This is a genomic window from Brevibacillus sp. FIR094 (assembly GCF_050477165.1).
Classification (GTDB): Bacteria; Bacillota; Bacilli; order Brevibacillales; family Brevibacillaceae; genus Brevibacillus.
This window is the reverse complement of record NZ_JBEAES010000067.1, coordinates 1-12,108: the sequence shown is the minus strand read 5'-3', so window position 1 is coordinate 12,108 and position 12,108 is coordinate 1. Positions and strand designations below refer to the sequence as shown.

The 12,108-nt window shown below is 46.2% G+C and carries 11 protein-coding genes and 1 pseudogene; 4 read left to right on the top strand and 8 right to left on the bottom strand.

Annotation, left to right across the window (positions count from 1 at the left end; translation table 11 throughout):
* The 3 genes and pseudogenes from ACQ5DJ_RS29540 to ACQ5DJ_RS29530 all read right to left on the bottom strand — a co-directional run.
* Positions 1 to 735: pseudogene (locus ACQ5DJ_RS29540) on the bottom strand (collagen-like protein); the annotation flags it as partial.
* Positions 736 to 953: 218 nt separating this feature from the next.
* The gene (locus ACQ5DJ_RS29535) at positions 954 to 2,273 is read right to left on the bottom strand and encodes a hemolysin family protein (protein ID WP_429845558.1); all 1,320 of its coding nucleotides are present in this window, start codon (positions 2,271 to 2,273) and stop codon (positions 954 to 956) included.
* A gap of 197 nt (positions 2,274 to 2,470) precedes the next feature.
* A complete protein-coding gene (locus ACQ5DJ_RS29530) occupies positions 2,471 to 3,232 on the bottom strand; it encodes an exodeoxyribonuclease III (RefSeq protein ID WP_429845559.1) in 762 nt (253 codons plus the stop codon).
* Positions 3,233 to 3,456: 224 nt separating this feature from the next.
* Between ACQ5DJ_RS29530 and mphJ the strand changes: the two genes are divergently transcribed.
* From mphJ to ACQ5DJ_RS29515, 3 genes are all read left to right on the top strand, one after another.
* Entirely contained in the window at positions 3,457 to 4,380 is a 924-nt protein-coding gene (mphJ, locus tag ACQ5DJ_RS29525) for a macrolide 2'-phosphotransferase MphJ (protein ID WP_429845557.1), read from the top strand.
* 142 nt (positions 4,381 to 4,522) lie between these two features.
* A complete protein-coding gene (locus ACQ5DJ_RS29520; RefSeq protein ID WP_429845556.1) occupies positions 4,523 to 4,843 on the top strand; it encodes a hypothetical protein in 321 nt (106 codons plus the stop codon).
* A gap of 39 nt (positions 4,844 to 4,882) precedes the next feature.
* On the top strand, positions 4,883 to 5,392 hold the full coding sequence (locus tag ACQ5DJ_RS29515) for a PepSY domain-containing protein (RefSeq protein WP_429845555.1): 510 nt from the start codon (positions 4,883 to 4,885) through the stop codon (positions 5,390 to 5,392).
* 56 nt (positions 5,393 to 5,448) lie between these two features.
* Here ACQ5DJ_RS29515 and ACQ5DJ_RS29510 read toward each other — a convergent pair whose 3' ends face one another.
* From ACQ5DJ_RS29510 to ACQ5DJ_RS29490, 5 genes are all read right to left on the bottom strand, one after another.
* Positions 5,449 to 5,973 carry a DUF420 domain-containing protein gene (locus tag ACQ5DJ_RS29510; protein WP_429845554.1) on the bottom strand — a complete coding sequence of 175 codons (525 nt, stop codon included), beginning with the start codon at positions 5,971 to 5,973 and terminating at the stop codon, positions 5,449 to 5,451.
* A 187-nt stretch (positions 5,974 to 6,160) separates the two neighbouring features.
* Positions 6,161 to 7,540 carry an amino acid permease gene (locus tag ACQ5DJ_RS29505; protein WP_144618145.1) on the bottom strand — a complete coding sequence of 460 codons (1,380 nt, stop codon included), beginning with the start codon at positions 7,538 to 7,540 and terminating at the stop codon, positions 6,161 to 6,163.
* Positions 7,541 to 7,860: 320 nt separating this feature from the next.
* The gene (locus tag ACQ5DJ_RS29500) at positions 7,861 to 8,802 is read right to left on the bottom strand and encodes an alpha/beta hydrolase (protein ID WP_429845553.1); all 942 of its coding nucleotides are present in this window, start codon (positions 8,800 to 8,802) and stop codon (positions 7,861 to 7,863) included.
* 13 nt (positions 8,803 to 8,815) lie between these two features.
* Positions 8,816 to 9,886, bottom strand: coding sequence for an LLM class flavin-dependent oxidoreductase (locus tag ACQ5DJ_RS29495; protein WP_429845552.1), 1,071 nt, complete (start codon positions 9,884 to 9,886; stop codon positions 8,816 to 8,818).
* Between the two features lie 98 nt (positions 9,887 to 9,984).
* The gene (locus ACQ5DJ_RS29490; protein ID WP_429845551.1) at positions 9,985 to 11,223 is read right to left on the bottom strand and encodes an MFS transporter; all 1,239 of its coding nucleotides are present in this window, start codon (positions 11,221 to 11,223) and stop codon (positions 9,985 to 9,987) included.
* A 213-nt stretch (positions 11,224 to 11,436) separates the two neighbouring features.
* Here ACQ5DJ_RS29490 and ACQ5DJ_RS29485 point away from each other — a divergent pair, with 213 nt between their 5' ends.
* Entirely contained in the window at positions 11,437 to 12,018 is a 582-nt protein-coding gene (locus ACQ5DJ_RS29485) for a TetR/AcrR family transcriptional regulator (RefSeq protein ID WP_429845550.1), read from the top strand.
* Positions 12,019 to 12,108 lie beyond the last annotated feature (90 nt).

Here is a 12,108-nt window from a genome sequence, read left to right as displayed (position 1 = left end):
TTGACCCGTGGCCCCAGTAGCTCCAGCTATTCCTGCTTCCCCTGTTTGACCCGTACCTCCGGTAGCTCCAGCTACCCCCGTTTCTCCGATTTGACCAGTGACTCCAGTGACTCCAGTGGCTCCAGTTATCCCCGTTTCGCCTGTTTGACCCGTGGCTCCTGTAACTCCAGCTATCCCCGTTTCCCCGGTTTGACCCGTAGCTCCTGTAACGCCAGTTATCCCCGTTTCTCCCGTTTGACCCGTGGCCCCAGTAGCTCCAGCTATTCCTGCTTCCCCTGTTTGACCCGTAGCTCCGGTAGCTCCAGCTACCCCCGTTTCTCCTGTTTGACCCGTAGCTCCAGTAGCCCCAGCTATCCCCGTTTCTCCTGTTTGACCCGTGGCTCCAGTGTCTCCTGTCGTACCAGTAATGCCTGTTGCCCCGGTAGCTCCGGTTGTACCTGTCTCACCTGTTTCTCCCGTGGCCCCTGTTTCCCCTCGAACTCCCGGTGTCCCCGGTGCTCCAGTTTCTCCAGTTTCTCCCGTTTGTCCCGTGGCTCCAGTATCTCCAGTTGCACCACCAGCTGCTCCAGTCGCGCCCGTTGGTCCTGTCGCCCCAGTGGCTCCCGTTGCTCCCGTCACTCCTGGAGGAGGATCAGGCGGGTCAGGCGGGTCAGGCGGATCGGGCGGATCGGGTGGGTCTAATGTCGGTCCCGGAAAAATTGCCGGACAACCCTGTGGAGGGAAGAGGAGTGGCAATATCTTCTGATTAAATGTGTTAGCCCGCTTATCGTTAATTTTCCCTCTCTCCTTTCAAAAATTTTATCGTGAGGATGATCATCCTTTTTACACTATGTTCGCGCCTTGTACACCTATTTTCGATTTTATAATCTATTCATGTTAGGCTCATTCGTTGAATAGCGTATATTTCACCACTCAAAACAAAAGAAAAAAGATGGGGAATCCCCATCTTTTGATTACGTTACGTCCTGCAGCTCACGAGTTGGAACTTCTACTGCTTTTTGAATTTCAATCTTCCGTATGCGATGCTTATCTTTCTTTCTGATCGTAAAGACGAGATCATCGTATTGCCATTGGATACCTTCTTTGAGCGTCGAATTTTGACTGTATAGCCAACCGCCGATAGTATCGAGCTCTTCTTCATTAATATTAGCGTTAAGCAAATCGTTCACCTCGGAGAGCAGTACCTTTCCGTCCACAATCACATGGCTGTTCTCTTCCACGATTTCGATTTCGGCTTTTTCCTCCGCGTCGAATTCATCACGGATCTCACCTACAATTTCCTCCAAAATATCTTCGATCGTAACCATTCCGGAGGTACCGCCATATTCGTCAATCAGGATAGCGATATGCGTTCTTTGTTTCTGCATTTTTTTCAAAAGATCTTTTACAGGAGTAGCCTCTGAAACCGTCAAAAACGGTCGGATGAGCTTGGAAAAATCCAAATTTGGATCATCGGCATAATTCAGAAAGAACTCTTTCGTGTTAATCATCCCGATAATATGATCTTTGTTTTGCGATATAACCGGAAAACGGGTATATTGCTCTTCTTTCATGATTCGCAGGTTTTGCTCAAGGGTATATTCCTTATGCAAGCAGCTCATATCTGTTCGCGGGACCATAATTTCGCGGGCCAGCATCTCATCAAAAGCAAAGATATTACTAACGTATCCATACTCAGACTGATTAATTTTGCCGCTCTCATAACTTTCCGTCAGAATGATTCGCAGCTCTTCTTCTGAGTGACTTTCTTCGTGCTCCTTGGTCGGTTTCATACCGAATGAACGCACAAGTAGAGCAGCAGAGCCATTCAACACCCAAATCGCAGGGTACATCAATTTATAGAACCAAATAATTGGTTTCGCACACAGTAAGCTAACCGCTTCTGCCTTTTGGATCGCCACTGTTTTCGGTGCCAGTTCCCCGACAACCACATGTAGAAACGTAACGAGTGAGTAAGCAATCACAAACGACAGAACTGCAACCACTTGTTCGGGTAAATAAGGCGTAAGAAAAGGGCTTATGATGCTTTCAATCGTCGGTTTCCCCAATACCCCCAAGCCAATGGCTGTCAACGTAATCCCCAACTGACACGCTGACAAATATCCATCCAGGTTACTAACTACTTTCTGAACAGCAAGAGCATTCTTTCTCCCTTCCATGACCAGTTGGTCTACACGGCTTGGGCGAAGCTTTACAATTGCGAATTCAGTTGCCACAAAAAAAGCAGTAGCAACAATCAGAAAAGCAATTAGTAACAAATTTATGGTTAGCAATATCCTATCCCCTCTTCATTAGAAGTCTTTCGTTTTCATTGTACGAAACTCCACTCCCTCATATCAAAGTTCGCTTATATCCAATTTCGTCTTAATTGTTTGATTATAGGCAGTTTTACTATTTCAGGTCACTCACCCTCATAATTGCTGACTACAGGGATGGCATACTACCCATATGCTTCCCTTCCCCTTGCTCTTTATTCGATATTCCCCAGCTCCAACACGACCGGACAATGATCGCTTCCCATCACCTGTGAGTCAATTCCCGCCCCGAGCAACGATGGAGCTAGTCTCTCAGACGCGAGAAAATAATCAATACGCCACCCGATATTCCGTTCTCTCACTTTCGGCATGAAAGACCACCACGTATATGCATCTGTCTGATCCGGATAAAAATATCGATAGGTATCCACAAACCCGGCTGCCAGCAAGCGCGTCATCTTCTCACGCTCTTCCGGAGTAAAACCAGAATTATTGCGATTGGACTTCGCATTTTTCAAATCAATCTCTTGATGGGCGACATTCAGATCCCCACAAACCACCACGGGCTTCTTCGCATCTAGCTGCGATAAGTAGTTCCGAAACCGATCCTCCCATTCCAGCCGATAATCCAATCTCGACAAATCACGCTTCGCATTCGGGGTATATACCGTGACAAGGTAGAAATCATGGAACTCCAATGTAATAATGCGTCCCTCTGACTCATAGTCTTCTTCCAAGCCGTAACGCACAGATAGCGGTTCCATTTTTGTAAAAACAGCCGTCCCGGAATAACCCTTTTTCTCTGCGTAGTTCCAATATTGATGATACTCCTCGCCGATCTCCATCTCGATTTGACCTTCTTGCAGCTTCGTTTCCTGCAAACAAAATATATCGGCATTCGCTTCTTTGAAGTACTCGTAAAACCCTTTGTTCACACATGCGCGAAGTCCATTTACATTCCAAGAAATCAATTTCATCATCGCTAATCTCCTCGTCGCTATTCGTTAGATTCCATGGTACACTATCTTTGTTTTCAATTATAGGAGGGTTCAATGATGGACATTGCAATGGGCATCGCATTCATGAGACTTCGTTAAAATCGACACGCCCCCGAGTCGGCTCAGCCTTTTCAAAAACGGGATGGGATGAGTTTATTTGTGTTTGATTGATTTTAACTATTCATGAATGAGGTGTTTTAATTATGTCTAAAAACAATGTAGAGCAAATGCTCGCCATCGCGAAAAACAACGGAATCCTGGTAGACCCAACTACCGTGAAAGTGAATGAATCCGGCTTAGATTTTCTTGCAATTTTTGCAAGTACGATAGATGGCGTTCCATGGGTATTGCGCCAACCGCGCCGGGACGATGTCGTGGAGACAGCTCGTTACGAGAAAAAGGTATTAGATCTCGTAGCAAAACATCTCAGTATCGAGGTACCTGATTGGCAGATTCACACCTCTGAATTCATCGCATATCCGATCCTAAGTGGCATACCGATGGCGACGATCAATATGGAAACCAAAAATTATGAGTGGTATTTGAATCCTGAATCTCTCCCTGAACTGTGCATACAAACGTGGGCGGAAGCATTGGTGGAGTTACACGGTATTCATCATGATCTTGCTCGAGAAGCTGGTATCCGCGTTATGCAGCCTAACGAAGCACGAGCAAGCCTTCGAGAAAAGATGAATGAAGTCAAACGCGTCTTTGGCGTTTCTGGGGCGCTATGGGATCGTTGGCAAAAATGGTTTGCGGATGATTCATTCTGGCCTGCTCACTCCGTTCTCGTCCACGGTGACCTCCATCCGGGGCATATCCTGGTTGATGAAAACGGAAAGGTAACGGGGCTCCTGGATTGGACGGAGGCCGAGGTCGCTGATCCGGCGACGGACTTTACCGTCTTTTATCTGTTGTTTGGCGATTCAGCCTTGGCTGATTTCATCAAACGCTACGAAAAAGCAGGAGGCCGTGTATGGCCGCACATGCATGAGCATATCGCAGAAATGACTTCCGTGTATCCCGTCATTCTTGCCACCTTTGCGTTGAAATCAGGGCTGGAAGAGTTCAAGATCATGGCACGACAAGCTCTGGGTGTCGACGAAGACGGCAAAGAGCTCTCTTAATGATTAACCAACCACCGTCCCCGATTGGAGGCGGTGGTTTTTCTATGTAAATAGCTACAATGAGCCATTACTGACTCGGAAATAAGGTGTTACAATAAATCGGCTCATTTGGACAATCCTTTACTAAATAGATGGAGTGAATATGATGAAGCGAGTACCTCTTATTGGCATTGGTGCTGTAGTCGTAGTAGCTGGCGTGCTTTCCATTCCCGTTGAGGCAGGCCCCTCACCCGATACACGAATCATATTGGAGCACACGAACAAGACGTATATTTCACCGCCCTGTTATGAGCAAGCAAACAAAACCAACAATCTAGCCGAAGCAAATATTCAAAAAGCGCAGGAATTGAATTATCAACCAGAATCCAGCTGCACGGCAAATTCACTTGCCTCCATCAAGAAACCGATTGCTTCCGTACTCGCTGAAAATGTTGGAATGAAACAAAGCCAATGGGACTGGTAACTGCATCATCAAGAACGTCATCGAGAGGAGTAACCCTGCATGCTATTTAAGAAGTGGAACCGTAACTTCCACCGCTACATCGGACTCATCGTTAGCCTTTTCTTACTAATGTGGGCCATTACTGGTTTTCTCCTGTTAAATGTCCCTTGGTATCAGGAAAAAGCCACAGACTTGAAAACCACAATGATCGAGGTACCCGCAAAACCAGAAGAGCTAACCATTGCCTATGTAGGGGAGAAGTTAGTAGAAACTGGGGAATATTCTTGGTCTGAGATCAGATCGATTGCAAAATCAGGTGACTCTTTCAAAGTGTACGTCAGCAGAGATCCGATTCTGCGGCTGACCGTTTCTTCTGAAGGGCACATTACAGCCTTGAAACAAGATCCCATTCTAGATTTCTTCTACGGACTGCATGTGGGCGAATGGGAAGACCTTAACTATGTGACTGTGTTAGAGATTATCTCCATCTTAACCGCTCTTCTTGTATTGTCCGGGCTCATTTATTTCCTGCCCAAACGCTGGTTTAAGAAACGTGAATCGAAAATATAAAAGCTTCGTCCATAAAAAAAGAGCGTTAGCTTCAGCAGCTAATGCTCTTTTTTTTATTAATAGTAGGGAGAAATCATGAGGTAAACAATGACGCCAGTCGCACTGACATACAGCCACATTGGCATCGTCCAGCGGGCAATTTTTTTATGTTTTTCCACCTTCATGTTAAGTCCACGTGCCGTCGTAATCAGCGCAAAAGGAACGATAAGCGCCGACAGCAGAATATGTGTAATCAAGATGAAGTAATAGATCGGCCGCAGAATTCCCTCTCCCCCGTAGGAAGTGCTAGGTGCCATTCCGTGATAGATCACATACGAAACCAAGAACAGAGCGGTTGTCGAGAAGGCTGCAAAAATATATCCTCGATGCATCTTAATGTTTTTGAACTTCACGATGGAAACGAGTGCGGCAACCAGAAATACAAAGGTAAAACTGTTCATGACCGCATTAAAAAACGGCAGAAACGTCAGGTCGAGATGGCTGAAATCATTATTTTTCGGCATGAAGTACAAAATGGCGATCAGTGTGTTTATCGCTATAGTGAGAATAACGATAAACGGTGTATAGTTGCGTTGTTTCATTCTTATGCTCCTTTTTTCTCAGATCATGAATGAGTATTCTGCTTTAGTCTACCCATTGACGAGCCTGGACATTGGCAACCGAAGACGGATAACCAGTCCAGTCATCCTAATGATAAACGAAGTAGGTATGCCGTACAAAGGCGATTTGATGAACAAAAAAAGGACCAACAAATGTTGGTCCCTTTCGTTATTTCTTGTTTGATTGCTCGTCCAGTGGTACGGCCTTGCTAATTCCTAGTGCAAAGAAGCTGATGACCACAATCGCCAAGAAGACAATCCCCGCAATCAGGGAAACGCGTGTGTCATCATTGATCCACATACCGATGAGTACCATGATGAGAAAAGCAATGGTCAAATAGTTGCTCACTGGGGCAAAAGGCATTTTGAATGGATGGCTGTCCATTTCAGCACCCTTTGCTTTTCGGAATCTGATTTGACTGATCAAAATGACAAACCATGGTACCATACCAGGCAGTACACTCGCACTGTACACATACACGAAGAGATTTTCCGGGGCAATATAGCTTAAGATAACCCCAATGCCCAGACCGATCAGCACACCAATCGTACCTAACAACGGCACACCATTCGAAGACAGCTTCGTAAAAACTTTCGGGGCTTGGCCATTTACACCTAAGGTATACAGCATACGCCCTGCACTATAAATCCCACTATTACAGCCAGACATAGCAGCCGTGATCACGACAAAGTTAATGATACCTGCAGCAGCGGTAATACCAATCTTCGCAAAAGTAGCAACGAACGGACTGCCGATTGCCTGTAATTGATCCCAAGGGTAAACGGTTACAATAACAAAGATCGCACCAATATAGAAAATCAAAATGCGCCAAATAATGCTTTGGATTGCACTCGTTAATGTTTTTTTCGGGTCTTTTGCTTCTCCTGCTGTAATCCCGATGAGCTCGACGCCTTGATACGCCCCAATCACCAAGGAAAGAGCAAAGAAAAAGCCTGTCCAACCGCCTGTAAAGAATCCGCCATTCTCCCACAGATTCGATAATCCAATTGCGTTTCCACCATTTCCAATACCAAAGAAAATCAATCCAAACCCTGCAATAATCATCAAAACGATCGTTACAATTTTGATCATGGCAAACCAAAACTCAAATTCACCAAATGATTTTACCGAGACCAGGTTTGCTGCACCGAGAATCACCATGGCAATTATGCCTGGAATCCAAGGCGGTAAATCCGGGAACCAATACTGCATATACTGCCCGACGGCGATGATCTCTGCCATCCCGACAATGACCCACTGGAACCAGTTACTCCAAGCCGTCATATAACCTGCTAACGGATGGATATACTTATGCCCAAAAGTCGCGAATGAACCCGTACTCGGTTCCATATACAACATTTCACCCATTGCACGCATGATGAAAAAAATAAAAATTCCTACAATTGCATAAGCTAGCATGACAGATGGGCCTGTCCATTTGATCGTGCTGGCTGACCCCATAAATAGCCCAACACCAATCGTACCGCCTAAAGCAATCATCTGAATATGACGGGCTTCCAGGCCTCTCTTCAGTTCTTTGTTTTCCACGTAAGCTTCTTCTTCCTCTCTGCTGTTGGCGGTATTTTAGGAAAGCCATCATAGAAAGCATTCCTAATCGTTAGTAAGATTATTCCTTTTCCTTACGTTGTGCTTCACTTCCGAATTGTTTGTTTATTTGTAAAATATATTTTCCTAACGTTAATTATTATATTCACTTTATAAACAATTTGTAAATCGATATGTTCAAGAAAAATATAACCAAATATATATTACTGAAAAAACATTTTCTTCTAAAGGCTACATGATAGAAAAGCACAACAATCGCCGAGATCTCCCTCGATGAGTTGTTGTGCTTTTTGTCTCGTCGATTATTTAGGATTAAGCGCTCTTGCCATCGCATCGATATAGCTTTGGCTGGCACGCTGGCTCACTTCCACTTCGGGGACAAACACTTCAAAGCAGTGGTAGCATCCGGGATACAGATGAAACTCTACTTCTACGCCCGCTTGTGCAAGGCGCGTCACATATTCAATCGTCTCATCTCGGAACAGATCGAGCTGTCCTACACACGTATAAGTCGGTGGCAGCCCCGCCAAGTTTTCTGCTCTCGATGGCACCGCATATGCGGATACCTGGCTGTCGTCGGCACCTTCGCCCAGGTACATGCTCCACGCTGTTAAATTGTTTGTTCGGTTCCAGGTTGCATTTTCAGCCTCAATTTCATAACTCGATGCTGTACGATTACGGTTGTCGATCATTGGATACAACGGCATTTGGAAAATAAGGGCTGGTCCGCCCTTGTCGCGAGCCATTAAAGCAAGTGCTGCGGTCAGCCCCCCTCCTCCGCTTGCACCAGCAATCGCAACCCGATCCAAGTCGATGCCGAGTGACTCAGCTTCGTCCGTCATCCACGTTAAACCGGCGTAACAATCATGGATGGCAGCTGGATAGGGGTGCTCGGGAGCCAGACGATAATCGACCGATACGACGACACAATTAGCCGCTTGTACGAAGCGTTCGCATAGAGCGTCATCCATATCGGGGTGCCCCAGCACATAGCCTCCCCCGTGAATCCACAGCATGGCCGGAAGCTTGCTGTCTGTTCGCTGGGCGGGCTCATATATTTTCGCTAACATCTCTCCTGCTGCGCCCTGAATCATTCGACTTGTGGTACGTACGTGCTCTGACTTCGCAATAGGCGGATTTCTCAGCATGGCCCTACTTGACTCCAAATTTTCTTCAAGTTGAAAACCAGGAAATTGCGCTAATGTTTGCCTTAATTCCGGTAGTACCCGACGATGAAAATCCACGTGAATCCCTCCATTAAGCAAATGTTGATTCTTGCTGTGTCTCTGCTTCCCACTTGGTTATTTCCTCTCGCACCCGAGGCGCTACCTCTGTTCCTAACAACTCAATGGCTCTCATTACCTGATCATGTGGCATCGTGGATATCGGCACATACATCATAAAGCGCGTCATGCCTACATGTTTGCGAAGGTGAATGATCTTTTGGGCAACCGTCTCCGGATCACCCACATACAATGCCCCTTCGAAGCTGCGTGCGGCATCGAAGCTAGCACGGTTATAATGCGCCCAGCCCCGCTCCCTTCCGATTTTATTCATTCCTGCTTGGGTAGAAGGAAAGAATGTATCTGCCGCTAATTCCGTATCTTCTGCAACAAATCCTAGTGAATGTGACCCAACCGTTAATCGCGATACGTCATGACCAGCGTGCATGGCCACCTTCTTGTAAAGCTGCACAAGTGGTGCAAACTGCCGCGGACTTCCACCAATGATCGCTAGCATCAGTGGCAACCCCAGCAGACCTGCACGAACAACAGATTCCTGATTGCCTCCGCTGCCAATCCATATGGGTAAAAGATTCTGAACGGGCCGTGGATATACGCCCAAATTGTGAATTGCTGGTCGATGACCGCCCCTCCAGGTTACTTTTTCGGACGCCTGTATTTTTAGGAGCAGTTCCAAATGTTCATCGAACAGCTCATCATAGTCATTCAAGTCATAGCCGAACAGGGGAAAAGATTCGATAAAGGAACCTCGTCCCGCCATAATCTCTGCCCGTCCATTTGAAAGGCCATCGAGTGTCGCAAAATCTTGAAAAACACGCACTGGATCAGCCGAAGAAAGCACCGTCACTGCGCTGGTCAGCCGAATCTTTTTTGTCAGTGGCGCAGCCGCAGACAGCACCATTGCTGGAGAAGAAGCAGCATAATCCTTGCGATGATGTTCACCTATGCCAAATACATCTAGCCCAACCTGATCAGCGAGGACGATTTCCTCGACAACTTCTCGCAATCGCTGTGCGTGGCTCATCACTTCACCTGTCTGAACATCCGGCGTCGTTTCCACAAACGAAGTAATCCCAATCTCCACAGACCATCTCTCCTTTTACAAAAATTGTTTCAGTCAACAGCTCTGGAAGCCGAATAGTTTCATTTCATATATCTCTACTCCGAACTATTTTAGTAGCTCTACTTCCTTGGGATAGCCGAAACGCGTCTGGTCACTACCCAATACACCAGAGCCAAAGCACTGACAGAGGCACCGAGCAAGCATACTCCCTCCCAACCAAAATGCGCATATGTATAGGTAGAGGTAATGGAGCCAACAGAAGAGCCGATCGAATAGAAAACCATATACCCCGCTGTGAGCCGACTCCGCGCCTCTACACCCAAGGTGAAGATCATACTTTGATTCGTAACATGCACGGCCTGCACCGCCAAATCAAGCAAAACAATCCCGATCGCCAAGGCAAATAACGACTGTTCTAAATAGCTGATTAGCAGCCACGATAGTAGCAATAGACTCAAGGCAAAACCTGTCGTTTTCTGTCCGTAACCTCGATCTGCAAGCTTCCCTGCCCTTGCTGCCGCTACCGCTCCGGCAACTCCTACGAGGCCAAACGCCCCGATCGCCGTATGCGACAAGGATAATGGCGGCGCACTCAGAGGCAATACCAATGGCGTCCACAAAATGCTAAACGCAGCAAAAATCAGCATAGCCAGAACAGAGCGAATACGTAATAGCCGTTCTTGTGCGAACAACATCAGTACCGATCCAAGCAACTGGAGATAGGATAGCGCCTTTACCTCTCGCTCCCTATTTGGTAATACTCGAAATAATACGCAAACCATAACCAATAGAAATGCAGCAGAGACCAGATATACGGCACGCCACCCCGCAAGATCTGTTAAAACTCCTGCAATGGTTCGCGCTAGAAGTATGCCAATGACGATTCCACTCGTAACTATTCCCACCACTCGTCCTCGCTCAGCAGGGGCAGCCATTGTCGCCGCGAATGCAACGATTGTCTGCGTCACAACGGCAAGCAATCCTACCGCAGCTATACCTGCGAATAGTACCGTGCTGGTGGAGGCAGTCCCTACGATAACCAGCGCTACTACAGATAAAAACATCTGACCGATAATCAAGCGGCGCTGATTCCATAGATCGCCAAGTGGCACAAGCAATAACAGTCCTACTGCATAAAAGATTTGCGTAAGGGTAATGAGAATCCCAATGATGGAATAGTCAATTCCGAACTCAATCGACAAATGATCAAGTAGTGGTTGCGCGAAGTAGATATTCGCAACTGACATCCCGCAAGCAACCGCAAACAATAGTGTGACATAGCGAGGCATGGGAGAGCCTAGCACTGAATCCGCCTTCCTATCGGCTTTAGTCGTTACTTTTTCGCTAACTTCCTCCATCTGTCTTCACCTTACCTCCTCTCGTTTTACGTTTAGATCAAAATAACATACCGATCAGTACGTTATTATGCCCAGTTAATATATCCCACTGTTTCTTTTCCTGTCAACAACATTCTTTTCACATTAGGAGAAACCGTCCTGAAATTGACAACACAGATGAAAAACAATAAAATATAAAATACCGTTCAGTACAAAAAATGAGAGGAACTCTTTATGGCAAGAACACGCGAATTTGACGAAGAAAAAGTACTAGATGCAGCTATGCAGCTCTTTTGGGAGAAGGGGTATGAAGCTACCTCATTAAGTGATTTAACATCCCGAATGGGTATTCAGCGTCCCAGTATTTACTCAACCTTTGGGGACAAAAAGGAATTGTTCGAATCCGCACTACGAAGATACACGATGTCTCGTGCTTCGGAGATACGAACGAAGCTTCAAAACAATCCATCCGTAAAAGAGGCGTTTCGCCATTTTTTTAAAGAGGTGGCCGACGAGGAATATACGGAAGGTCTCAGCCGCGGATGCTTTTGCATCAATACCATGGTCGAACTTGCCCCTCATGATGAGAAATTTGAGATTTTGACAAGGGAACACCAAATGTACCTCTCTGTCATCTTTCAAGAAACGATCGAACGAGGTATCCAATCAGGTGAACTCGATTCGAGTATAGACGCGAAAGCTACCGCACAAGCGCTTATCGTATCGTTAATTGGACTGACCGTAATCATGAAATCTCGTCCAAATCGATCATTTGTTGATAATTCGATAGAAGTTACGCTTACGTTACTTAGGTAACCTTCGCGATCAACTTGTACAAAAAAAAGACCAACATTGATAATATCCCCTTTGAGTAGACAGTGTAAAAAGCCCGCCCACCTAACGGTG